The 22,477-nt window shown below is 66.9% G+C and carries 19 protein-coding genes; 5 read left to right on the forward strand and 14 right to left on the reverse strand.

The window, feature by feature from the left end:
* Window positions 1-99: 99 nt before the first annotated feature.
* The 7 genes from ACN9MV_RS03555 to ACN9MV_RS03585 are packed head-to-tail and all read right to left on the reverse strand — an operon-like array spanning window position 100 to window position 6,589.
* The gene (locus ACN9MV_RS03555) at window positions 100-1,020 is read right to left on the reverse strand and encodes an SMP-30/gluconolactonase/LRE family protein (RefSeq protein WP_426391327.1); all 921 of its coding nucleotides are present in this window, start codon (window positions 1,018-1,020) and stop codon (window positions 100-102) included.
* Between the two features lie 17 nt (window positions 1,021-1,037).
* A complete protein-coding gene (locus ACN9MV_RS03560; RefSeq protein ID WP_426391328.1) occupies window positions 1,038-1,928 on the reverse strand; it encodes an amidohydrolase family protein in 891 nt (296 codons plus the stop codon).
* An 8-nt stretch (window positions 1,929-1,936) separates the two neighbouring features.
* The gene (locus tag ACN9MV_RS03565) at window positions 1,937-2,893 is read right to left on the reverse strand and encodes a tripartite tricarboxylate transporter substrate binding protein (RefSeq protein WP_426391329.1); all 957 of its coding nucleotides are present in this window, start codon (window positions 2,891-2,893) and stop codon (window positions 1,937-1,939) included.
* A gap of 22 nt (window positions 2,894-2,915) precedes the next feature.
* The gene (locus tag ACN9MV_RS03570; protein ID WP_426391330.1) at window positions 2,916-3,902 is read right to left on the reverse strand and encodes a Bug family tripartite tricarboxylate transporter substrate binding protein; all 987 of its coding nucleotides are present in this window, start codon (window positions 3,900-3,902) and stop codon (window positions 2,916-2,918) included.
* 49 nt (window positions 3,903-3,951) lie between these two features.
* Window positions 3,952-4,878 (reverse strand): NAD(P)-dependent oxidoreductase, encoded by a 927-nt coding sequence (locus tag ACN9MV_RS03575; protein ID WP_426391331.1) that lies wholly within the window; start codon window positions 4,876-4,878, stop codon window positions 3,952-3,954.
* Window positions 4,875-5,564 carry an RraA family protein gene (locus ACN9MV_RS03580; protein WP_093058786.1) on the reverse strand — a complete coding sequence of 230 codons (690 nt, stop codon included), beginning with the start codon at window positions 5,562-5,564 and terminating at the stop codon, window positions 4,875-4,877. The genes ACN9MV_RS03575 and ACN9MV_RS03580 overlap by 4 nt, the downstream gene beginning before the upstream one ends.
* A gap of 38 nt (window positions 5,565-5,602) precedes the next feature.
* On the reverse strand, window positions 5,603-6,589 hold the full coding sequence (locus ACN9MV_RS03585) for a Bug family tripartite tricarboxylate transporter substrate binding protein (RefSeq protein WP_093058787.1): 987 nt from the start codon (window positions 6,587-6,589) through the stop codon (window positions 5,603-5,605).
* A gap of 170 nt (window positions 6,590-6,759) precedes the next feature.
* On the opposite strand from ACN9MV_RS03585, the gene ACN9MV_RS03590 reads away from it, so the two are divergent.
* Window positions 6,760-7,512: an IclR family transcriptional regulator gene (locus ACN9MV_RS03590; protein WP_093077188.1), complete on the forward strand. Its 753-nt coding sequence runs from the start codon at window positions 6,760-6,762 to the stop codon at window positions 7,510-7,512.
* Between the two features lie 27 nt (window positions 7,513-7,539).
* Here the strand turns inward: ACN9MV_RS03590 and metE are convergent, their stop codons facing one another.
* Window positions 7,540-9,831 (reverse strand): 5-methyltetrahydropteroyltriglutamate--homocysteine S-methyltransferase, encoded by a 2,292-nt coding sequence (metE, locus tag ACN9MV_RS03595; protein WP_426391332.1) that lies wholly within the window; start codon window positions 9,829-9,831, stop codon window positions 7,540-7,542.
* 107 nt (window positions 9,832-9,938) lie between these two features.
* Between metE and ACN9MV_RS03600 the strand changes: the two genes are divergently transcribed.
* Window positions 9,939-10,820 (forward strand): LysR family transcriptional regulator, encoded by an 882-nt coding sequence (locus ACN9MV_RS03600; RefSeq protein ID WP_093058789.1) that lies wholly within the window; start codon window positions 9,939-9,941, stop codon window positions 10,818-10,820.
* 34 nt (window positions 10,821-10,854) lie between these two features.
* On the opposite strand, the gene prpF is transcribed toward ACN9MV_RS03600, so the two are convergent.
* The 6 genes from prpF to ACN9MV_RS03630 all read right to left on the reverse strand — a co-directional run bounded on the left by prpF (window position 10,855) and on the right by ACN9MV_RS03630 (window position 18,379).
* On the reverse strand, window positions 10,855-12,048 hold the full coding sequence (gene prpF / locus ACN9MV_RS03605; protein WP_426391333.1) for a 2-methylaconitate cis-trans isomerase PrpF: 1,194 nt from the start codon (window positions 12,046-12,048) through the stop codon (window positions 10,855-10,857).
* Between the two features lie 23 nt (window positions 12,049-12,071).
* Window positions 12,072-14,696 (reverse strand): Fe/S-dependent 2-methylisocitrate dehydratase AcnD, encoded by a 2,625-nt coding sequence (gene acnD, locus ACN9MV_RS03610; protein WP_426391334.1) that lies wholly within the window; start codon window positions 14,694-14,696, stop codon window positions 12,072-12,074.
* A gap of 21 nt (window positions 14,697-14,717) precedes the next feature.
* Window positions 14,718-15,701, reverse strand: coding sequence for a tripartite tricarboxylate transporter substrate binding protein (locus ACN9MV_RS03615; RefSeq protein WP_426391335.1), 984 nt, complete (start codon window positions 15,699-15,701; stop codon window positions 14,718-14,720).
* 119 nt (window positions 15,702-15,820) lie between these two features.
* Window positions 15,821-17,005 (reverse strand): bifunctional 2-methylcitrate synthase/citrate synthase, encoded by a 1,185-nt coding sequence (gene prpC / locus ACN9MV_RS03620; protein WP_426391336.1) that lies wholly within the window; start codon window positions 17,003-17,005, stop codon window positions 15,821-15,823.
* The gene (locus ACN9MV_RS03625; RefSeq protein ID WP_093058793.1) at window positions 17,002-17,397 is read right to left on the reverse strand and encodes an acyl-CoA thioesterase; all 396 of its coding nucleotides are present in this window, start codon (window positions 17,395-17,397) and stop codon (window positions 17,002-17,004) included. Before ACN9MV_RS03625 ends, prpC begins: the two co-directional genes overlap by 4 nt.
* Before the next feature lie 181 nt (window positions 17,398-17,578).
* Window positions 17,579-18,379, reverse strand: coding sequence for an IclR family transcriptional regulator (locus ACN9MV_RS03630; protein WP_093077137.1), 801 nt, complete (start codon window positions 18,377-18,379; stop codon window positions 17,579-17,581).
* Window positions 18,380-18,571: 192 nt separating this feature from the next.
* Here ACN9MV_RS03630 and ACN9MV_RS03635 point away from each other — a divergent pair, with 192 nt between their 5' ends.
* From ACN9MV_RS03635 to ACN9MV_RS03645, 3 genes are read left to right on the forward strand one after another with little or no spacing between them, the layout of a single operon-like run.
* Window positions 18,572-19,543, forward strand: coding sequence for a tripartite tricarboxylate transporter substrate binding protein (locus ACN9MV_RS03635; RefSeq protein ID WP_426391338.1), 972 nt, complete (start codon window positions 18,572-18,574; stop codon window positions 19,541-19,543).
* Between the two features lie 32 nt (window positions 19,544-19,575).
* Window positions 19,576-20,367: an enoyl-CoA hydratase/isomerase family protein gene (locus ACN9MV_RS03640; RefSeq protein WP_307615247.1), complete on the forward strand. Its 792-nt coding sequence runs from the start codon at window positions 19,576-19,578 to the stop codon at window positions 20,365-20,367.
* 3 nt (window positions 20,368-20,370) lie between these two features.
* The gene (locus ACN9MV_RS03645) at window positions 20,371-22,470 is read left to right on the forward strand and encodes an acetate--CoA ligase family protein (RefSeq protein ID WP_426391339.1); all 2,100 of its coding nucleotides are present in this window, start codon (window positions 20,371-20,373) and stop codon (window positions 22,468-22,470) included.
* Window positions 22,471-22,477 lie beyond the last annotated feature (7 nt).

Below are 22,477 nucleotides of genomic sequence, written 5' to 3' on the forward strand. Positions count from 1 at the left end.
GGGAAAAGTTTCCTTCGGGAGGTAAAGGCCTTTTTTGAAACAAATCGAAAAAAGACCGGCCCATCGACGCTTGCGAGCCTGCAGGAAGGGCTTGGGGGGCTAGGACGACCAGCGATGAAGTTCCACGCCAGGAGCGTCGAGCGCCAGCTTCAGCACGTTGCCGTGCGTGGAGTCGGTGACGAACAAGGTCGACCTGCCAGGGCCACCGAAGGCGATGTTCGTCGTCGAGGCGCCGGTGGGCCCGCGCAGCACCATGACGGGTTCGGCGCGCGTGTTGAGCACCCAGACATAGCCCAGGCCGGGATTGGCGACCAGCACCCGACCCTGCGTGTCGACCGCAAGCCCGTCGGGGCCGCTGGGCCCGTAGGACGTGAAGAACTGGCTCACCTTGGCAACGCTCCCGTCGGCCAGCAACGGCACGCGCCAGACGCAGTTGCCGCGCGTCACCGCGAGATAGAGCACCTTGCCGTCCGGCGAGAGGGCCACGCCATTCGGGCTGGGCACGTTGGACAGCAGCAGGTCGAGCTGCCCGTCGGGCCTCAGGCGATACAGGCGGCCCGAAGGGTCGTGCAACCCGCTCTGGCCCTGGTCCGTGAAGTAGACGTTGCCCTGCGCATCGAGCACCAGGTCGTTCACGCCCTTGAAGCTCTCGGTGTTGCGCCGCTGAAGGTGCGGCGTGACGCGGCCGGTTCGCACATCCACCCGCATCAGGCCGTTCTTGTAGTCGGTGACGAGCAGGGTGTGTGCGTCGACGAACTTCATGCCGTTCGGCTCGCCGTCGTACTCGGCGACCAGCGTCCATTCGCCCGATGTGTCGATGCGGAAGATCCGGCCGAAAGGGATGTCCGTGACGTAGAGGTTGTCGTCGTCGTCGAACACAGGGCCTTCGAGAAAGGAATCGGTCACCTGGCCGCCGCGGTTGGCATCGGCCCAGACGCTGGGCTCCGGGCGGCGGAAGGACTCGGGCATGCTGGTGAAGGTCTGCAGGTCCAGCACCTGGGGCGCTTGCAATAGGTACAAGTCGGTCTCCTCTGCAATCAGGTCATCGCGAAGCCATAGAGCCTCGCCGGGTTGTCGACCAGGATACGGTCGCGCACGGCGGTGGTGGCATCGCACCATGCCGAGAGCACATCGGCCAGGTCGGCATCGTTGACGGTGCCTGGAGTCTCCGTGGTGTGAGGCCAGTCGCTGCCCCAGACCAGCCGTTCCGGCGCCGCCTTGACCAGCGCACGGCCCAGCGCGAAGGCATCCTGGTAGGCGGGCGCCCCGTCGCGCGATCGCATGTAGACGCCCGACAGCTTCATCCACGTATTGCCACCGTCGAGCAGCCGGCGCGCCACCGCAAATGCCGCGCCGTCGACACCGTCGGCCGGGTCGATGCGGGCCATGTGGTCTATCACCAGCGGCACCGGGAGTGCCGCCAATATCGGCGCGAGTTCCACCAGTTGTTCGGGCTGCAGGAAGACCTGGATGTGCCAACCCAGCCGGGCCACCTTTCGCGCCAGCGTCGTCAGCATCTGCGCCGTGGTGACGCCCCAGGACTGCGGCGTCACGAAGTTCACGCGCAAGCCGCAGACGCGATGCGCCGCCAGGCGGTCGAGCTCGTCGTCGGCCACGTCCTGGCCGACGACTGCGATGCCGCGCGCGCGCTCGCCCAGTTGCGCGAGCGCGTCGAGCGTGCAGGCGTTGTCCGTGCCGTAGGTCGAGGGATTGACGACCACCGTGCGCGAGGTTCCTAGCCGCTGCTGCAAAAGCCGATAGGCGGCCACCTCGGCGCGCGGCGGGTGGCGCTTCCAGTGCGGCGACGCGGCGAAGCGCGGGTCGAAGATGTGCATGTGGCTGTCGCAGGCGTCGGCAGGCAGTGCAGTCGCGGGCCAGTTCGTCCCCACCGAATGGGGAACCGGCTGCGCGTCAGAGGTGCGGTCCATGGCTGTCTTCAGTCGAGCTTGATGTTGCCCTTGCGGATCACTTCCGCCCATTTCGCATCTTCCTTCTTCAGGAAGTCGGCGAACTCGGATGGCGTCGAGCCGACCGGCTGCACGCCCACGTCCACGAAGCGCCGCTTCACTTCGTCATTCTTCAGGACTTCGACCACCGCCTTGTGGAGCTTGTCGGCGATGGGCGCGGGCGTGCCGGCCGGCAGGAGCAGGCCGTGCCACTCGTAGGCCTCGTAGCCGGGCGCTACGGTCTCGGCGATGGTCGGCACATCGGGCAGGCGCGCCGAGCGCTGCGGCGACGACACCGCCAGCGCGCGCAGCTTGCCCGAGGACACGAGCGGATACGACGCCGCGATGGTGCTGAACATGAAGTCGACCTGCCCGCCCATGACATCGGAGATGGCGGGGCCGCCGCTCTTGTAGCCGACATGCACCATGTCGAGCCCGAGCCGCTGGCGCAGCAATTCCGCCGCAAGCCGCTGCACGGTGCCGCTTCCGCCCGATGCGAAGTTGAGCTTTCCGGGTTCGGCCTTCGCTTTGTCCGCGAGGTCCTTGATGCTCTTCACCGGCGACTCCGCACGGATGATCACGATGTTGGGCGCCAGCGAGACGAGCGCCAGCGGCTGCAGGGCATTGCCGGCGTACGGCATCCGGGGAAAGAGATGCGGATTGATCGAGTAGGGCGTGGCGTCGTAGAGCACCGTGTAGCCGTCGGGCGCGGCCTTGGCCGCAAAGCTCGCACCGATGGTTCCGCTGGCGCCGGGCCTGTTGTCGACGATCACGCTGGTGCCCAGCTTCTCGCCCATGCGCACCGCCAGCACGCGCGCCAGCGCGTCCGCGGAGCCGCCCGGCGCATACGGCACGACGAGCGTGATGGGGCGGTCCGGAAAGGCGGCCTGGGCGGAAGCGGCAGCAGCGAAGAGGCACGCGGCGAGCATGCGTCGGATGGCTTTCATTCTGGTTTCCTGGGATGTGCGTTCATTCGGTCTTGAGGTCGAGCGTTCGGGCCAGCTCGCCATAGAGCTTGACCTCGCGCGTCAGCTGCGCGCCGAAGGCATCGGCGCAGGTGTTCTGTGCTTCCATGCCGAGCGAACGCAGCTTCTCCTGCGTGGCCGGCGCTTGCGCAAACTCGGTGGCTGCGCGGCGCAGCACGGCCAGGACTTCCGGCGGCGTCTTTGCCGGTGCCAGCAGGCCGTACCAGGCGTCGGCCGTGTAGCCCTTGACGCCCACCTCCTCGAAAGTCGGCACGTCCGGCAGCAGTGCCGAGCGCTTCGGCGCCGCCACGGCCAGGGCCGTCAGCTTGCCCGACTGCACCTGGGTGAGCACCGAGCCCAGCGTAGCGAAAGAGCTGTCGACCTGGCCTCCCATGAGATCGGTCGTCGCCTGCGCCGCGCCCTTGTACGGGATGTGGTTCATCGACGTGCCTGTCAGCCGCGTGAATTGCGCGCTCGCGAAGTGCCCCGAGCTGCCCGAGCCCGGCGTGGCATAGGTGCGCTTGCCCGGCTCGGCCTTGACCGCCTGCAGGAACGCGCCGAACGACTTGACGGGCATCGACGGCCCCACGACCAGCACCGTCGGGCTCACGGCGAGCGAGCACACCGGGGCGAACGACCGCACGGCGTCGAACTTGACCCGCTGGCTGTAGAGCGCCGGGATCATCGTGTGATTCGTTGCGCCCAGCAGCAGCGTGTAGCCGTCGGCCGGCGCGGCAGCGACTGCCTCGGCCGCCAGGATCGTGTTGGCGCCGGGCTTGTTGTCCACGATGAAGGGCTGGCCCAGGGCGCGCGATGCGTGGTCGGCAAAGGCGCGCGCCACGACGTCGGTGGGGCCGCCTGCGGAAAAGCCGACGAGGATGCGCACCGGCTTGGCTGGCCAGGTTTGTGCATGCGCCGTTGCTACTGCCGCCAGCGTGGCCGACAGCCCGAGCATGGCCACCGCCCGGCGGGCGTTCTTGCCTCTGTTCATTTTTTGTCTCCTTGTTCTGGTCCGGATGGTGCCGCCTTGCGGCTGCGCCTCAGACGCTCGTCGTCTGGCGGGCGAGCACCTGCAGCAGATTCTTCGCTGCGCCCACGCCCATGTTCACGTAGGCATCGCTGGTGACGCCGCCGATGTGCGGGCTCAGCACGATGTTCTTTTCGCCCTGGAACGGATGGCCGGGCGCCATCGGCTCGACCGCGAAGCTGTCCAGCCCGGCCATGGCCACCTGGCCCGAGCGGACCGCCGCCAGCAGCGCGGCCTCTTCGATCAGGCCGCCGCGTGCCGTGTTGATGACGATCACGCCGCGCTTGCATCGTGCCAGCGTCTCGGCGTTGAGCAGCCCGCGGTTGTCGTCCGTCAACGGGCAGTGCAGCGAAATGGCATCGGACTCGGCCCAGATGGTCGCCAGGTCCACGGCTTGTACGTACGCCGGAAGATTCTTGGCGTACGGATCGAACCCAAGCACGCGCATGCCCAGCGCATCGGCCATGCGCGCAAAGCGAAGCCCAATGGCGCCGAGCCCGATGAGGCCGATGGTGCGGCCGCCGAGCTCGAGGCTCTTGTGCGTTGCCTTGTCCCAATGGCCGGCATGCATGCGCGCATCGAGCGCCACCACCGACTTGGCGCAGGCCAGGAGCAGCGCGAGCGCCTGCTCGGCCACCGCTGCTGCATTGGCGCCCACGGCCGCAACGACCTCGATGCCGCGCGCCTGTGCGGCTGCCTTGTCGATGGTGTCCGTGCCGCTGCCGTGCTTGGAGATCACCTTGAGCGCAGGGGCCGCGTCCATGACCGCCGGGCCCACCTTGCCGTAGCGCACGATGATGGCCACCGGGTCATGCGCGCGGCACAGGGCCACGAGGTCGTCTTCGGTCGGTGTCTTGCCCGCGTAGATGACTTCGTATCCCTCGAGGAGGTCGAGTGCCTGTGGCGCGAGGTCGGCGCCCGTCACCAGGATGGCTGTCACAGCGTCTCGCCCTCCTTCAGCACACCGGCCGTGCGCAGGGCTGCATCGAGCCACTTGGCGGCGGTGTCCCCGTCCTTGATGGCGGCGATGCGTGCGGCCTCGTCCTTCACCTTCTTCGCGGCGAGAGGCAGCAGCGATTCGATCTTCTCGCGCTCCACCACGACCACGCCGTCGCCGTCGCCGACGATGAAGTCGCCCGGATGCACCGTTACGCCGCCGATCGACACCGGATGGCCGATGCGCCCGCCGATGTTCTTGGTGGGCCCGTTCGGGTTGGTGCCGACGGAAAAGACAGGGAAGTCCATCTCGTCGATCTCGTTGCTGTCGCGGCAGGCACCGTCGATGACCACGCCGGCAATGCCGACCTGCTTGCAGGCGGTCATCATGATCGTGCCCATGAGCGCGGAGGTCTGGTCGCCCTTGCCGTCGATCACGAGCACGTCGCCGGGCTTCGCCATGGCAATGGCGGCATGGATCATCAGGTTGTCGCCGGGGCGAACTTCTACGGTGATCGCGGTTCCGGCCAGCTTCATGCGGGGGCGCAATGCCTTGATGCGGCCGTCCACCGCGCCGCGGCGCCCGGCCACGTCGGCCAGGATGGCCGGCTGGAATTCGGCAGCCTGCGCCACGATGTGCGCGGGCACGCGCTCGAAGTTGCGGACGATGTCGGGGAGGGGCGATGACATGAGGGTGCTTTCAGAAGTGATGGGATGAAGAAGGGCGCTCAATCCAGCTTGATGCCCGAAACCTTGACGACGGCGCCCCAGCGAACACCGTCCGTGCGAATCAGCGATGCGAACTTCTCGGGCGGGCCGGACATCACCTCCGCCCCTTGTGCCGCGAGCTTCTTCTGCACCTCGGGCGTGGCGAGCGCCTTGTTGAAAGCTGCGTTGAGCTTGGTGACCGCATCCTTCGGCATGGCCGCGGGGCCTGCCACGCCGAACCACGTGACGGCCTCGAAATCCTTGTAGCCCGACTCGGCCATGGTGGGAACGTCAGGCAAGTCGCGGTTGCGTTGCAGCGAGGTAACGGCCAGCGCGCGCAACTGGCCGCTCTTGATCTGCGCGATCAGGGTCGGCACGGACGAGATGTACATCTGGATCTGGCCGCCGACCAGGTCGGTCAGGCCTTGCGATGCGCCCTTGTAGGGAACGTGCGTGAACTGCACGCCCGCGGCCTTCTGGAACTGCTCGGTGGCGAGATGGGCCACCGTGCCGTTGCCCGAGCTCGCGTAGTTGAGTGCGGTGGGCTTGGCCTTTGCGGCGGCGACCACGTCCGCGAGCTTCTTGTAGGGCGACGCGGCCGAGACCACCAGCACCAGCGGTGCGGAGGCGACGAGGCCCACAGCTGCGAGGTCCTTCACCGGGTCGTAGGGCAGCTTGGCGTAGAGCGTCGGATTGATCGCGAGGTTGCTGGTCTGCCCCAGCACCAGCGTGTAGCCGTCGGGGTTGGCCTTGGCTGCCGCGTCGACGCCGATGTTGCCGCCGGAGCCGGGCTTGTTGTCGATGACGATGGTCCAGCCCTCCGAGGTCGCGACCTTGTTCGCCACCTCGCGGGCAATGATGTCCGTGCCGCCGCCCGGCGGGAACGGCACGACGAGGCGGATGGGGCGCGCCGGATAGCCTTGTGCCAGCGTCACGCCGCAAGAAAGTAGAAGGGCGAGGCCGATGGCCGCGCGGCGAGGAATGGAGCTGGGGCTCGAGGTGCGCATTTGTGTTGTCTCCGGAATCGTTCGATCAATCAGTGCCTGCGAGCGGTGGTGCTCCGAGGCATGAAGCGACTTTAGATTTGCGTTCCGCTCCATACAATGGTGGTCCACTGAACGGACCATGGACCACTGTGCGAAACAAATTGCCGGCAGCCAAACGATCGACCGAAGTCATCGAAGAGCCGCGTGAAGTGGACGCGGGCGCCACGGGCGGCGTGACCGCAGTCACCCGTGCCCTGCAGCTGCTCGATGCCTTCGGCATGCAGGACGAGCGCCTCTCGCTGGCCGAGCTGACCCGCCGCAGCCACATGCACAAGACAACCGCGCTGCGGCTGCTGCGCACGTTGGCGCTTGCCGGCTACGTGGTGCAGCGCGACGACGGCGAATGGCGACTGGGACCTGCGGCAGGCTGGCTCGGAGCCCGCTACCAAGCCAGCTTCGATGCCAACAATGTCGTGGAGCCGATGCTGCTTGCCCTGTCGCATGCAACGGGCGAGAGCGCAGCGTTCTATGTGCGCGAAGGAAATTCCAGGACTTGCCTGGCGCGCGTGGAAGGGCCGCAGCCCATCCGGCACCACGCACGCATGGGCGCGATGCTGCCGCTGGAAAAAGGGTCACCGGGGCGGGTGATTCTTGCGTTCTCCGGCGAGCCCGGAAAGCTGTACGAAGACATCCGCAAGAAGGGCTATCACTTCTCCATCGGCGAGCGCGAGAAGAACGTGGCGACCGTGTCGGCGCCGGTCTTCGGCCTGCGCTGGGCGCTGCTGGGGTCGGTGTGCATCTCGGGCCCCGCGGACCGGTTGCCCAAGGCAAAGCTGCTCGGCCACGCGAAGACGATCATGAAGGCCGCGAACGAACTCTCCTACGCACTGGCCGGCCGGCCCACTGCGCAGACTCCGGCGGTGGTCTCCACTTGGCATCCCTAGAAGGGGCCGGTGGAGTCCGCGCTGAGCTCAGGCCGATGCGCGCAGCGTCTTGGCGGCCGCCACCATGTTGGTCAGCGCCGGCACCACTTCCGCCCACTGGCGCGTCTTCAGGCCGCAGTCGGGGTTGACCCACAGGCGTTCGGCAGGAACGCGCTCGGCCGCCTTCTTCATCAGCTGCACGATGTGCTCCTGGCTCGGAATGTTCGGCGAGTGGATGTCGTACACGCCGGGGCCGATCTCGTTGGGGTACTTGAAGTTGTCGAAGGCATCGAGCAGCTCCATGTCCGAACGCGAGGTCTCGATGGTGATGACGTCGGCATCCATGTCGGCGATCGACGCGATGATGTCGTTGAACTCCGAGTAGCACATGTGCGTGTGGATCTGTGTCTCGTCGCGCACGCCGTTGGCCGTGATGCGGAAGGACTCGACAGCCCAGTCGAGGTACTCCTGCCACTGCGACTTGCGCAGCGGAAGGCCTTCGCGCAGCGCCGCCTCGTCGATCTGGATCACGCGCACGCCGGCTTTCTCCAGGTCGAGTACTTCTTCGCGTATGGCCAGCGCAAGCTGGTGGCACGACACTGAGCGCGGCTGGTCGTCACGGACGAAAGACCAGTTCAGGATGGTGACCGGACCGGTCAGCATGCCCTTCATCGGCTTTTGCGTGAGCGACTGCGCGTACTTGATCCACTCCACGGTCATCGCCTTCGGACGGCTGATGTCGCCGAACAAGATCGGCGGCTTCACGCAGCGCGAACCGTACGATTGCACCCAGCCGAACTGGCTGAAGGCGTAGCCGTCGAGTTGCTCGCCGAAGTACTCGACCATGTCGTTGCGTTCGGCTTCGCCGTGCACCAGCACGTCCAGGCCCAGGACTTCCTGTTCCTTCACGCTGCGGCCGATTTCGGCCTGCATCGCGGCCTTGTAGCCTGCTGCATCGAGGCGACCCGCCTTGAACTCACTGCGCGCATGGCGGATTTCCGCGGTCTGCGGGAATGAGCCGATGGTGGTGGTCGGGTAGGCCGGCAGCTTCAGCAGGGTGGCTTGCTTGGGCGCGCGCTGGGCGTAGACGCTCTTGCGCTGGCCCAAGGCCGCGTTCAGCCTGGCGATGGCGGCCTTGACGCCGGGGTTGTTCACGCGCGGCGAGTTGCGGCGGGCGGAAATGGCGGCCTGATTGGCTGCCAGCTCATCCTTCACGGCATCGCGGCCGTGGCGCAGGGCGGCGGCCAGCACTCTCAGCTCCTCGAGCTTCTGGAGTGCGTAGGCGAGCCACCACTTGACCTCGGCATCGAGCTTCTGCTCGCTGGCCAGATCCACCGGCACGTGCAGCAGCGAGCACGACGGTGCAATCCAGAGACGCTCGCCCAGGCGCTGCGCCAGCGGCTCGAGCCAGTCGAGGATGGCGGCCAGGTCGCTCTTCCAGATGTTGCGGCCGTTGATGACCCCGAGCGACAGCACCTTGTGCGCGGGCAGCATGCTCAGCAGAGGCACCACGTCGTCGCGGCCATTGATGGCGTCGACGTGCAGGCCCGCCACCGGAAGGTTGGCGGCCAGGTACTTGTTTTCCAGCAGCTGGCCGAAATAGGTCGCGAGCAGGATCTTGACCTTGGCGGCCTTGAGATGGTGGTAGGCCGTGTTGAAGGCATGCTGCCAGTCGGCGTTCAGCTCGGTGACGAGCAAAGGCTCGTCGATCTGCACCCACTCGACGCCCTGGGCCGCCAGTGCGTCGAGCAGTTCCGCGTACACCGGCAGCAGGCGCGGCAGCAGCGCGAGCTTGTCGGAGTCGTCCTTGGCCTTTCCGATGGACAGGTACGTCACGGGGCCGACCAGCACGGGCTTGGCCTTCACGCCCTGCACCTTGGCTTCGGCGAGCTGCTCCAGGATGCGCGATGCGTCGAGCTTGAACTCGGTTGCCGAAGTGAACTCGGGGACGATGTAGTGGTAGTTGGTGTCGAACCACTTCGTCATCTCGCCCGCGGCCACGCCGCCGCAGCAGCCCGCGTGGTCTTCGGCGGACTGCGCCGAGCGGCCGCGCGCCACGCGGAAGTAGTTGTCCAGGGTGTCGCCGTGAAAGCCGCGCACGCGCTCGGGCAGGTTGCCGAGCGTGAAGCTCATGTCCAGCACCTGGTCGTAGAACGCGAAATCGCCCACCGGCACCAGGTCGATTCCGGCCTGGTCTTGCCAGTGGCGTTGGCGCAACTCGGCGCCGAGGGCCTTGAGCGCGTCGCGCGAGGACTCTCCCTTCCAGTACGACTCGAGCGCGAACTTCAGTTCGCGCCTGGCGCCGATGCGGGGAAAGCCAAGGTTGTGGGTGGTGGTCATGGGTATCGGAGCGTCCGGGCAGTCAGAGAAAGGGTGGATCCTAGGTTTGACGACTCTTGAAGTAAAATGGTCTTATTTCACGTATCCATGAATACTGCTCATTAGTCATGTTGGAGCGCACGCATCTGGCCATCGTCCAGGAGGTAGACAAGCAAGGCTCGCTCACGGCCGCTGCCGAGGTGCTGCACCTGACGCAGTCGGCCTTGAGCCATTCCATCCGCAAGCTCGAGATCCAGCTCGGAACGGAGATCTGGCAGCGCGAAGGGCGCAGTCTGCGGCTGACCCAGGCGGGCCAGTACCTGCTGGCGGTCGCCAACCGCGTGCTGCCGCAGCTCACGCTGGCAGAAGAACGACTGCGCCAGTTCGCCCAGGGCGAACGCGGGTCGCTGCGCATCGGCATGGAATGCCATCCCTGCTACCAGTGGCTGCTGAAGGTGGTGTCGCCGTACCTGGCGTCATGGCCCGACGTGGACGTCGACGTGAAGCAGAAATTCCAGTTCGGCGGCATCGGCGCGCTCTTCGGCTACGAGATCGACCTGCTGGTGACCCCCGATCCGCTCTACAAGCCGGGCCTGCACTACGAGCCTGTGTTCGACTACGAACAGGTGCTCGCGGTCGCGCGCGGCCACCGCCTGGCGAACGTGCCCTACGTCAAGCCCGCGCAACTGACCGAGGAGGTTCTCGTCACCTACCCGGTTGCGACGGACCGGCTGGACATCTACAACATGTTCCTGATGCCCGCGGGCGTGACGCCCAAGCGCCACAAGGCCATCGAGACAACGGACATCATGTTGCAGATGGTGGCGAGCGGCCGTGGCGTGGCCGCGCTGCCTCGCTGGCTGGTGGAGGAGTACGCGGAGAAGATGGAAATCGTGCCGGTCCGGCTGGGCTCGCGCGGCATCGCCAAGCAGATCTTTCTTGGCGCGCGGGAAGCGGACACCGACGTCGATTACCTGAAGGCCTTTGTCGAGCTGGCGCGTCAGGTGTAGCGCCTTTCCAGCGCATCCCACTCCGGCTTGTCGATCAGAAACTGTCGCCAGGCACGCGCACCCAGCCTTCCATCAACACGCGGGCGCTCCGGCTCATCAGGGCCTTGGTCACCACCCATTCGCCATCGACCTTGCGGGCCTCGGCGCCGACGCGCAGCGTGCCCGATGGGTGGCCGAAGCGCACTGCCTGGCGCTCGCCACCGCCGGCCGCAAGGTTCACCAGCGTGCCGGGGATCGCCGCTGCGGTGCCGATGGCGACCGCGGCCGTGCCCATCATGGCGTGGTGCAGCTTGCCCATCGACAGCGCACGCACGAGCAGGTCCACGTCCGCCGCCTTCACTGCCTTGCCGCTGGAGGCCGTGTAGTCCCTGGGCGTTGCGACGAAGGCCACCTTGGGCGTGTGCTGGCGTTTGGCCGCTTCACCGATGTCCTTGATGAGGCCCATCTTCACCGCGCCATGCGCGCGGATCGTCTCGAACATCGCCAGCGCCTTCGCGTCACCGTTGATCGCGTCCTGCAACTCGGTGCCGGTGTAGCCGATGTCGCCAGCGTTGACGAAGATGGTCGGAATGCCCGCGTTGATCAGCGTGGCGCGCAAAGTGCCCATGCCGGGCACTTCGAGCTCTTCGACCACCTTGCCGGTCGGGAACATCGCGCCGCCGCCTTCGCCGTCGCCCTCGTCGGCCGGGTCGATGAATTCCAGCGGCACCTCGGCCGCGGGGAAGGTCACGCCGTCGAGTTCGAAGTCGCCGGTTTCCTGCACCTCGCCTCGGGCGATCGGCACGTGGGCGACGATGGTCTTGCCGATGTTGGCCTGCCAGATGCGCACGGTGCACGTGCCGTTCTGCGGTACGCGCGCCCGGTCGATCAGGCCCTGCGCAATTGCGAACGGCCCGACCGCCGCCGACAGGTTGCCGCAGTTGCCCGACCAGTCGACGAAGGCGCTGTCGATGGAGACCTGGCCGAACAGGTAGTCGACGTCGTGGTCCGGCCGCGTGGAGCGCGACAGGATCACGGTCTTCGATGTGGAGGAGGTGGCCGCGCCCATGCCGTCGATCTGCTTGGCGTAGGGGTCGGGGCTGCCGATCACGCGCAGCAGCAGCGCGTCGCGCGGCGGCCCGGGCTGCCGCGCCGCCGCGGGCAGGTCCTGCAGGCGGAAGAACACGCCCTTGCTGGTGCCGCCGCGCATATAGACGGCGGGAATCTTGATCTGGGGAGCGGATGCCATGGCAAATGGGAGTGGTGGTTGTCTCAGGCTGCCGACTTGTTCTCGGCCAGGAAGTCTTGTGCAAAGCGCTGCAGCACGCCGCCTGCGTCGTAGATCGACACTTCCTCGGCCGTGTCCAGCCGGCAGGTCACCGGAACCTGCAGCGTGTCGCCGCCCTTGCGGTGGACGACCAGGGTGAGGTCGGCGCGCGGTGCGGGCTTGCCGATCACGTCGTAGGTTTCGGTGCCGTCCAGGCCCAGCGTGAGTCGCGTGGTGCCGGGCTTGAACTCCAGCGGCAGCACGCCCATGCCGAGCAGGTTGGTGCGGTGGATGCGTTCGAAGCCCTCGGCCACCACGGTCTCCACACCGGCCAGGCGTACGCCCTTGGCGGCCCAGTCGCGCGACGAGCCCTGGCCGTAGTCGGCGCCGGCCACGATGATCAGCGGCTGCCTGCGGTTCAGGTACGTCTCGATCGCCTCCCACATGCGCACGACCTTGCCTTCAGGCTCGATGCGCGCGAGCGACCCTTTCTTCTGCACGCCGTCGACCACCGCCATCTCGTTGACGAGTTGCGGGTTGGCGAAGGTGGCGCGCATGGCCGTGAGGTGGTCGCCGCGGTGCGTGGCGTAGGAGTTGAAGTCTTCTTCCGGAAGGCCCATCTTCGCCAGGTACTCGCCGGCGGCGCTGTCCAGCAGGATCGCGTTGGACGGCGACAGATGGTCGGTCGTGATGTTGTCCGGCAGCAGCGCCAGCGGCCGCATGCCGCGCAGCGTGCGCGGATTGGCCGCGAGCGCGCCCACGCCCTCGCTGTCCCAGTAGGGCGGCCGGCGAATGTAGGTGGACTGCGGCCGCCAGTCGTACTGCGGGCTCACCTTCTCGCCGCTGTCTGCGTGGATCGCGAACATGGGCTCGTACACCTTGCGGAACATCTCGGGCCTGACGGAGGCCGCGACGATGGCGTCGATTTCCTCGTCGCTCGGCCAGAGGTCCTGCAGGCGTATCTCCTTGCCGTTCACGACGTCCAGCACGTCGCGCTCGATGTCGAAGCGCATCGTGCCCGCGATCGCGTAGGCCACGACCAGCGGCGGCGACGCGAGAAAGGCCTGCTTCGCGTACGGATGGATGCGGCCGTCGAAGTTGCGGTTGCCCGAGAGCACCGCGGTGGCGTACAGGTCGCGCTCGATGATCTCCTGCTGGATCTTCGGGTCCAGCGCACCCGACATGCCGTTGCAGGTGGTGCAGGCAAAGGCGACGATGCCGAAGCCGAGCTGCTCCAGCTCGTGCAGCAGGCCGGCGTCGCGCAGGTAGAGCTCCACGGCCTTGGAGCCCGGAGCCAGCGATGACTTGACCCAAGGCTTGCGCTCGAGGCCCAGGCGGTTGGCATTGCGCGCCAGCAGCGCGGCGGCGATCACGTTGCGCGGGTTCGAAGTGTTGGTGCACGACGTGATGGCCGCGATGATCACGGCGCCGTCGGGCATCAGGCCCGCTGCTTCCTGCCGCCTGGCCTCTGCAAGACCGACGGCGATGTTGCGCTCGGCCAGCTGCGAGGTGGGCAGTCGGCGGTGCGGGTTGGAAGGGCCTGCCATGTTGCGCACCACGCTCGACAGGTCGAACTTCAGCACGCGTTCGTAGCTGGCGGTCTTCAGCGCATCGCCCCAGAAGCCGGCTGTCTTCGCATACGTTTCGACCAGCGCGACCTGTGCGTCTTCGCGGCCGGTAAGCCGCAGGTAGGTGAGCGTCTGGTCGTCGATGTAGAAGAGCGCGGCCGTGGCGCCGTACTCGGGGCACATGTTGGAAATGGTCGCGCGGTCGCCGATGGTCAGGCCGTGCGTGCCTTCGCCGAAGAACTCCAGGTACGCACCGACCACTTTTTCCTTGCGCAGGAACTCGGTGAGCGCCAGCACGATGTCGGTGGCGGTGATGCCCGGTTGGCGCCGGCCGGTCAGCTCCACGCCGACGATGTCGGGCAGGCGCATCCACGAGGCGCGGCCCAGCATCACGTTCTCGGCCTCCAGGCCACCGACGCCCACCGCGATCACGCCCAGCGCATCGACGTGCGGCGTGTGGCTGTCGGTGCCCACGCAGGTGTCCGGGAAGGCCAGGCCGTCCTGCACGTAGACCACCGGAGACATCTTCTCCAGATTGATCTGATGCATGATGCCGTTGCCCGCCGGAATCACTTCCATGTTGGCGAAGGCGCGCTTCGTCCAGTCGATGAAATGGAAGCGGTCTTCGTTGCGGCGGTCTTCGATCTGCCGGTTCTTCTCGAAGGCGTGCGGATCGAATCCGCCGCACTCCACGGCCAGCGAATGGTCGACGATCAGCTGCACCGGCACCACCGGGTTCACCTGCGCGGGGTCGCCGCCCTCGGCCGCTATCGCGTCGCGCAAACCCGCCAGATCCACCAGCGCGGTCTGGCCCAGGATGTCGTGGCACACCACGCGCACGGGAAACCACGGAAAGTCACGATCGCGCCGGCGCTCGATGAGCTGCAGCAGGCATTCATCGAGGATGGCCGGGTCGCAGCGGCGCACCAGGTTCTCGGCATGCACGCGCGCGGTGTAGGGCAGGGTGTCCCAGGCGCCGGGGCGCAGTGCATCGACCGCGGCGCGGGCGTCGATGTAGTCCAGCGTGGTGCCCGGGAGTTGTTTTCTGTGTCGTGAATTCATCGTGGCAAATCGGGAAGCGGCTTACTCGGAGCGGATGTCGTTGTCTTTCACGACCTTGGCGTAGCGCGGAATTTCGGCGCGAATCAGCGCGCCGAACTGTTCCGCCGTGCCGCCTGCAGCAGACACACCGGTGGGCTCCAGCTTGGCGTTGAGTTCGGGCGCCTTGAGGCCGGCGTCGAGCGCGCCGTTGAGCTTCGCGAGCACGGCGGGCGGCACGCCCTTGGGCGCGATCAGCCCGTGCCATGCCACCACGTCGTACTCGGGCAGGCCGCCGGCCTCGGCGATCGAGGGAATGTTGGGGTAGGCCTGCAGGCGCTGCGCAGTGGTCACCGCGAACGCACGCAGCCGGCCCGACTGCACGTGCGGCATCAAGGCCTCGGTGCCCGCGACCAGCATGTCCACGTTGCCTGCCACCAGGTCGGTAACGGCCGGACCCGTGCCCCGGTACGGCACGTGCGTGGCCTTGACCTTGGCCATGCCGAACATGTACTCGGTCACGATGTGCAGGTGGCTGCCGTTGCCCGCCGAGGCGAAGGTCAGCTTGCCCGGGTTCTGGCGCCCGTAGTCGAGCAGCTCCTTCAGGTTCTTTGCAGGTACCTTGGCCGGGTTGACGCACAGCACGTATGCGCCCTTCGACAACTGGATCACCGGCGTCATGTCGGCGACCGGGTCGAAGCGCAGCTTGTACAGGGACGGGTTGACGGTGTAGCTGCCGGCAATCAGCAGCAGCGTGTAGCCGTCGCCGGGCGTGTGCAATGCGTACTCGGTGCCGAGCGTGCCGCCAGCGCCCGGCCGGTTGTCCACCACCACGGCCTGACCCAGCCGCTGGCTGAGCACGTTCGACGCAACGCGCGCGATGAAGTCGGAGCCCCCGCCGGGTGCGAAGGGGCAGACGATCTTGAGCGACTTGGCCGGAAAGGCATCCTGGGCCCAGCCGGTGCGGGCGACGGGCAATGCCAGCCCGGCCAGGGCTGCTGATGAAAAGGCGCGGCGATTCAGGGTCATGCTGTTGTCTCCAGTGTTGTTGTGCATGCCTCCCGCGACGGCGTGCCATCGCGGTGGCAGGCGCTAGTTTGCGCCCGTATGGCAAACCCGCGACAAACGCTCGGAGACTCCTGTGCGGCTCAGATCCGCGCCTCGATCGGCACGAACTTCACGTCCTCGGGGCCGGTGTAGTTGGCGCTCGGGCGAATGATCTTGTTGTCTACGCGCTGCTCGATCACATGCGCGGCCCAGCCGCTGGTGCGCGCGATCACGAACAGGGGCGTGAACATCGCGGTGGGCACGCCCATCATGTGATAGCTCACGGCGCTGAACCAGTCGAGATTGGGAAACATCTTCTTGGCCTCCCACATCACCGATTCCAGCCGCTGCGCGATGTCGAACATCTTGGTCGAGCCGGTTTCGTCGGACAGCCGCCTGGCCACGCCCTTGATCACCACGTTGCGCGGATCGCTCACCGTGTAGACAGGGTGGCCGAAGCCGATCACCACCTCCTTGGCCTCCACGCGGCGGCGGATGTCGGCCTCGGCTTCGTCGGGCGAGTCGTAGCGCTTCTGGATCTCGAAGGCCACTTCGTTGGCGCCGCCGTGCTTGGGGCCGCGCAGCGCGCCGATTGCGCCCGCGACGGACGAATACATGTCGCTGCCGGTGCCGGCGATCACGCGCGCGGTGAAGGTCGAGGCGTTGAACTCGTGCTCGGCATACAGGTTCAGCGAGGTGTGCATCGCGCGCACCCAGGCCTTGGAAGGCTTCTCGCCATGCAGCAGGTGCAGGAAGTGGCCGCCGATGGAGTCGTCGTCGGTCTCCACATCGATGCGCTTGCCCTGCGTGCTCCAGTGATACCAGTACAGCAGCATCGAGCCGAGCGAAGCCATCAGGCGGTCTGCGATGTCGCGTGCGCCGGGCAGGTTGTGGTCGTCTCTCTCGGGCAGGATGCAGCCCAGCGCGGAGACGCCGGTGCGCATCACGTCCATCGGGTGGGCGCCGGCGGGCAGGCTCTCCAGTGCGTCTTTCACGTTCGCCGGCAGGCCGCGCATGGCCTTCAGGCGTGCCTTGTAGGCCTTGAGCTCGGCACGCGTGGGCAGCTTGCCGTGCACCAGCAGGTGGGCGATTTCTTCGAATTCGCAGACCTCGGCGATGTCCAGGATGTCGTAGCCGCGGTAGTGCAGGTCGTTGCCGGTGCGGCCCACGGTGCAAAGCGCCGTGTTGCCCGCGGTCACGCCCGACAGGGCGACGGACTTCTTGGCCTTGAAGCCGGCCGGTGCGGCGATCTCGGTCGTGGGGGTCATGAGGGTCGTGGTGGTCATGCGGTTTCCTTGTCCAGATAAGAGCGATCGATGGCGGCGGGGCGGCCGGCGGCATCGACCGCCACCATCTCGAACACGCCCTTGAGGACTTCTTCCGCCGGAACGCCCGGCACGTCGGCCAGGCCGGTCACGCACACGGTCATCGAACAGCGGCCGATGCGGCTGACCCATCCGCGCAGGACGAGCTGATAGCCCACCGGCACGGGCGAGAGAAAGCTGACGCTGGTCACCTCGGCCATCACCACTTCGCGCTGCGCCAGGCCGCGCGCCGCCAGGAAGGCCGCCTTGCTCATGAGCTGCAGGCCCTGGCCGGCGAAGAGCGTGCCGCGGTGATTGGCATGCACCGGCAGCACCAGTTCGCGGAGTTCGGTTGTTCCAACGGGTGTCGTCATGGTTCGCAATCTACGCAGAAAGCAACGACTGCAGAAGGACTGAAAGGGCGAACTCCTGCGAACGGGAGCAGGCAGATTTGCGAATGCTGCGAAGTTCAGCGACTGGAGCCGCGAGCCATACTTGGCGAATGGCTCGATGTCTTGAGCCCTATTGCCTGATGCTTTGGAAAGCACCGGGCATCTAGGCGCCTCGCGGTTCCTGCACGATCAGCGCGTGACGAATCTTCTGCGCCAGTTCGAGCAGAGCGGGCGCCAGCTCGCGCGATACGACGGCGATCGACTCCTCGGTCGAGACGCTGACATTCAGCACATAGATGACGTCGTCCACCTGCAGTGGCGTGGCCAGCGCCACTACCTCGGGTTGCCAGGCCGCGGCGCAGTACCCCTTGGCATGCACGTCCGCCCACGCCTGCTTGATCTCTGTCTCCATCTTGCGCCAGTGCCTGCGGCGTTGCGCGAACAGTTCCATCAGCCTGGCGCGGCGAGGTTGCGAAGCGACCGCCAGGTAAGCCCTGCCCAGCGACGTGAGTTCCATCGGCACACGCTGGCCCGAAACCACGTGCCGGAGCGCTACGCGCTTCGCATAGCGAATGGATTCAAGGTAAACCATCTCGTCCCGGTCCGGCGCGGCCAGTCCGACGTTGATGCGCTTTTGCAGCGCCAACTCGCGCATGTGCGGTGTTGCTGCCTGTAGAACACGCGAGCCGGTGCGCATCGCGTGCGACAAGCTCAGCACGGCGGGCGCCAGGCGATAGGCGCGTTCGATGCTGTCCAGCTGCAGCATGCCCGCACCCACCAGCGTCTGCGTGAGTCTGCTGACCGTGGACTTGGAAAGTCCGGTGCGCTCGGCCAGTTCGCCATTGCCCAACAGCTCGGAGCCTGGCCGGAATGCACGCAGGATTTCGATGCCTCGCTCCAGCGATCGATTGGCGGGTGATCGTCCGGGCTTGTGGTCGAGATTGAAGTTGGGAAGTTCGGTCATGGGAGCCTTGCGGACGGGCGACGCGTGGATTCACCGTGAATGGATCGGATCGAAGTATCCATTGCCTGTGTTCCATCCAGTGGAATTGCAATCACCTTTGCGAGCCGCTTGATCCTAGAGTTCAGCTGTCACGCGCTGCAGCTCGGGCATGTGACGGACTTTCAAATCAAACAGTTCTGGAGACATCAGACCATGGCAGCCCCTTCCACCGGGCGAGCACGCGTGCTCGCCTTCCTTCTCGCAGGCTTCGCAGTCGTCGGCACAGCCTTCGCCTACCCCGACAAGCCCATCCGTTTCGTCGTGCCCTTCGCGCCGGGCGGAGGCACCGACCTGATCGCTCGCACGCTGGGCGCGGAAATGTCCAAGGACCTCGGGCAGCCGGTCATCATCGACAACAAGCCGGGCGCGGGAACACTGATCGGCACGGACAACGTGGCCAAGAGCGCGCCCGACGGCTACAGCGTCGTGGTCGCCTCGTTCGCCCACGCCGTCAATCCATCGCTGCAGCCCAGGCTTTCGTATGGCAGCAACAAGGCCTTTGCGCCGGTCATCCTCGTCGGTCGCGGACCCAACGTGCTGGTGGTGCGCCCCGACAGTCCCTACAAGTCCGTGGCCGATCTGCTCACCGCCGCGAAGGCCAATCCCGGCAAGCTGACTTTCGCATCGCAGGGCGCGGGCACCTCCGCCCATCTGGCCGGCGAGATGTTCGCCAACCTCGCCAAGGTCAAGCTCTCGCACATTCCCTACCGGGGCGCAGGTCCCGCGCTGACCGATCTGCTGGGCGGCCAGGTCGACATGATGTTCGCCACCGCAGCGGCCGTGTCCACCTTCGTCGACAGCGGCAAGCTGCGCGCCCTGGGCGTGACCACGGCTGAACCCTCGCCGGCATTCAAGGGTGTGCCGGCCATTGCGGCCAGCGTGCCGGGCTACCTGGTGGAGAGCTGGTACGGCTTGTTCGTGCCGGCCGGTACGCCGCCAGCAGTCGTCGAGCGCCTCAACGCCGCCGGCCGCAAGGCCGCCCGTGCACCCGACTTCGTGCGAAAGATCGAACACGAAGGGCTGGTCATCAACGCCGGGCCGCCGGCTGAACTGGACAACTACGTGCGGGCCGAAGAAGAACGGTGGGCGCGCGTCATCAAGGAAAACGGCATCAAGGCCGATTGAACTGCGGCCATCGGCCGCCCAGGAAAAAGCACATGACATACACCCTCATCGACTTTCAGGTGACGGACGCCATCGCGACCGTGACATTCAACCGCCCGGACAAGCGCAACGCCATGAGCGACGACATGCGCACGGAATTCATCGACGTGCTGGAGCACGTGGCCGCCGACAGGGCCATCAGGGCAATGGTGCTGACCGGTGCAGGCAAGGGTTTCTGCGCCGGCGGGGACATCAGCGGAATGCAGAAGCGCATGAATGCTCCGGCAGGTGAAGTGGGGTTCAACGGCTGGCATCGCCAGCAGCGCGTGCATCACGTGCAGGCCTTGCTGCACACCATGCCCAAGCCGGTGATCGCAGCGGTCAACGGCGCTGCCTCCGGTCTGGGGGCGGACACTGCGATGGCCTGCGACTTCATCATTGCCAGCGAATGGGCCAGCTTCGCCTGGAGCTATGTGCTGCGCGGGATCATTCCCGATGGCGGCGGCATGTACTTCCTGCCGCGCCGCGTGGGCCTGCCCAAGGCCAAGGAGCTGATCTTCACCGGCCGCCAGGTCAAGGTGGACGAAGCCCTCTCGCTGGGCATCGTGGACCGCAAGACCGGCGCGGACACGCTGCTCGCCGACGCGCGGGCGTGGGCGGTCGAACTCTCGTCTGCGTCTTCCACTGCGCTCGCGCTGACAAAGACCATCCTGAACCAGAGCTTCGAGCTGACCTCGCACGACGTGTTCGCACAGGGCAGCCAGGCGCAGGGCATCTGCTACACCAGCAGCGAGCACCGTGCTTCGGTGGAAGCTTTTCTGGCCAAGACGGCCTCCAGGGACTGAGCCATGAATGAAGCCATCGCCAAGCTGCTGTCGCCGCGCAGCGTCGCCGTCATCGGTGCCTCGGCAGACCCCAGGAAAACCACCGGCCGCCCAGTGGCCTATCTGCAGAAGCACGGCTTTGCAGGCCGCATCATGCCGGTGAACCCGAAGGTCGAGCGCATCGGCGAGCTGCCGTGCTACGCCGACATCGCGTCGCTTCCGGAAGTGCCCGACGTAGCCGTCGTGCTGCTGGGAGCCGAGCGCGCGCACCTGGCGGTGAAGGAGCTGTCGGCACGGGGCTGCGCCGCCGCCATCGTGCTGGCCAGCGGCTACACCGAAACCGGCGAGGAAGGCGCGCGGCGCCAGCAGCAGTTGGTCGAGGCAGCAGGGACGATGCGCATCCTGGGTCCCAACACCATCGGGCTCGTCAACCTCACGGACAACATCGTCCTGTCGCCGTCCGGAGCGCTGGAGATGGATGAGTTCCAGGCCGGCGGGATCGGCGTGGTCTCGCAAAGCGGGGGCATCCTGGGCTCGCTGCTGTCGCGCGCCGCGGCGCGCGGCATCGGCCTGTCGAAGCTGATTTCCACGAGCAACGAAGTTGACCTGGAACTGGCCGACTTCATCGACCACCTGGCCGACGACCCGGCCACCAAGGTGATTGCGCTGTATGTCGAAACCGTGCGCGACCCCGCGAAGTTTCGCGCGGCCTGCCTGAAGGCCGCGCGCATGGGCAAGCCGGTCGTGGCCTTCAAGATCGGCCGCTCGGAGGCGGGCGCCAAGGCCGCCGTGTCCCACACCGGTGCCATGGCAGGTGCCGACAGCATGTACGACGCGCTGTTCAGGCAGGTCGGCGTGATCCGGGCGCAGAGCTTCTCGGATCTGCTGGACATTCCTGCCGCGCTGTCCACGGGCCGCAAGCTGCGCGGCGGGCGCGTCGCCATCCTCACTTCCACGGGCGGCGCCGGCACGCTGGTGTCTGACGACCTGGGCGTGGCGGGCTTCGATACGCCCGCGCCCGACGAGGCCACCGCCAATGCTCTGCGCGCGCTGCAGACCGGCAGCGAGGCAGTGCTGGACCGCAACCCCATCGACGTGACGCTCGCCGGCCTGCGCCCCGACCTGCTGCGCGGCGCCATCGATGCACTGCTGGCAAGCCCGAGCTATGACGCGCTGGTGATCATCGTCGGCTCCTCCAGCCTGGCCATGCCCGAACTGCTGGCCGGCGCCATCCAGGAATGCCTGCCGAATTCCGACAAGCCGGTGATGGCCTACGTGAGCCCGCATGCGCCCGAAGTGGGAGCGCTGCTCACGCGCCGCGGCGTGCCTGCATTCACCGCAGCCGAGAGCTGCACTGCCGCGCTGGCCGGCATGCTGCGCGTGCAGCGCTTCGTGGCGTCCGGGGAAGACGCCGCGGCCTTGCCGCCGGTGGAGGCCGGCGAACTGCCCTCCGGTTCGCTCGACGAGGCGCAGGCCAAACAGTTGTTCTCGCGCTTCTGCGTGCCTTGCGCCGCGGAACGCGTGGTCGCTTCGCCAGCCGCGGCGGAAGCCGCTGCGCGCGAGCTGGGTGGGCGTGTCGTGCTCAAGATCCTGTCGTCCGAGATCACGCACAAGAGCGACGTGGGGGGCGTTGCCGTCGGGCTGGACGGCGACACCATCGGCGAGTGCATCGGCCACATGGCGGCTGACGTGAAGGCCCGCACCGGCGTGCATCCGCAGCGCTTTCTCGTGCAGGAGATGGTTGCGGGCGGCACGGAGCTGATCCTGGGAATGCACCGCGATGCGCTGGGCACGGCCATCCTGCTGGGCATGGGCGGCGTGACGGCGGAGCTTTTCAAGGACACCACCATGCGGCTGCTGGCGCAGGATGCGCGTGGCTTGAAGCCGCTCGGCCGCGCCGAGGCGCTATCGATGGCGCACGACCTCAAGACCTGGCCGCTGCTGGATGGTTTCCGTGGACGGCCCAAGGCCGACATCGAGGCCTTGGTCGATGCGATCGTCGCCTTCTCCAGGATGGCTGCGCAGCTTGGCGAGCGTCTGGTCGAGGCCGAGATCAACCCCGTCTTCGTGCTGCCGCAGGGGCAGGGCGTGCGCGCCGCCGACGGCGTGGTCGTGCTGGCCTGAGCGACAG

The sequence above is a fragment of the Variovorax sp. R-27 genome, assembly GCF_049913215.1.
In the GTDB taxonomy this organism is placed as follows: Bacteria; Pseudomonadota; Gammaproteobacteria; order Burkholderiales; family Burkholderiaceae_C; genus Variovorax.

What these genes read in the sequence shown, in the direction of transcription:
- ACN9MV_RS03560 (WP_426391328.1), bottom strand. Translation starts at nt 1,928, where the DNA reads ATGGACCGCACCTCTGACGCGCAGCCGGTTCCCCATTCGGTGGGGACG.
- ACN9MV_RS03565 (WP_426391329.1), bottom strand. Translation starts at nt 2,893, where the DNA reads ATGAAAGCCATCCGACGCATGCTCGCCGCGTGCCTCTTCGCTGCTGCC.
- ACN9MV_RS03570 (WP_426391330.1), bottom strand. Translation starts at nt 3,902, where the DNA reads ATGAACAGAGGCAAGAACGCCCGCCGGGCGGTGGCCATGCTCGGGCTG.
- ACN9MV_RS03580 (WP_093058786.1), bottom strand. Translation starts at nt 5,564, where the DNA reads ATGTCATCGCCCCTCCCCGACATCGTCCGCAACTTCGAGCGCGTGCCC.
- ACN9MV_RS03585 (WP_093058787.1), bottom strand. Translation starts at nt 6,589, where the DNA reads ATGCGCACCTCGAGCCCCAGCTCCATTCCTCGCCGCGCGGCCATCGGC.
- metE (WP_426391332.1), bottom strand. Translation starts at nt 9,831, where the DNA reads ATGACCACCACCCACAACCTTGGCTTTCCCCGCATCGGCGCCAGGCGC.
- ACN9MV_RS03600 (WP_093058789.1), top strand. Translation starts at nt 9,939, where the DNA reads ATGTTGGAGCGCACGCATCTGGCCATCGTCCAGGAGGTAGACAAGCAA.
- prpF (WP_426391333.1), bottom strand. Translation starts at nt 12,048, where the DNA reads ATGGCATCCGCTCCCCAGATCAAGATTCCCGCCGTCTATATGCGCGGC.
- acnD (WP_426391334.1), bottom strand. Translation starts at nt 14,696, where the DNA reads ATGAATTCACGACACAGAAAACAACTCCCGGGCACCACGCTGGACTAC.
- ACN9MV_RS03615 (WP_426391335.1), bottom strand. Translation starts at nt 15,701, where the DNA reads ATGACCCTGAATCGCCGCGCCTTTTCATCAGCAGCCCTGGCCGGGCTG.
- prpC (WP_426391336.1), bottom strand. Translation starts at nt 17,005, where the DNA reads ATGACCACCACGACCCTCATGACCCCCACGACCGAGATCGCCGCACCG.
- ACN9MV_RS03625 (WP_093058793.1), bottom strand. Translation starts at nt 17,397, where the DNA reads ATGACGACACCCGTTGGAACAACCGAACTCCGCGAACTGGTGCTGCCG.
- ACN9MV_RS03630 (WP_093077137.1), bottom strand. Translation starts at nt 18,379, where the DNA reads ATGACCGAACTTCCCAACTTCAATCTCGACCACAAGCCCGGACGATCA.
- ACN9MV_RS03635 (WP_426391338.1), top strand. Translation starts at nt 18,572, where the DNA reads ATGGCAGCCCCTTCCACCGGGCGAGCACGCGTGCTCGCCTTCCTTCTC.
- ACN9MV_RS03640 (WP_307615247.1), top strand. Translation starts at nt 19,576, where the DNA reads ATGACATACACCCTCATCGACTTTCAGGTGACGGACGCCATCGCGACC.
- ACN9MV_RS03645 (WP_426391339.1), top strand. Translation starts at nt 20,371, where the DNA reads ATGAATGAAGCCATCGCCAAGCTGCTGTCGCCGCGCAGCGTCGCCGTC.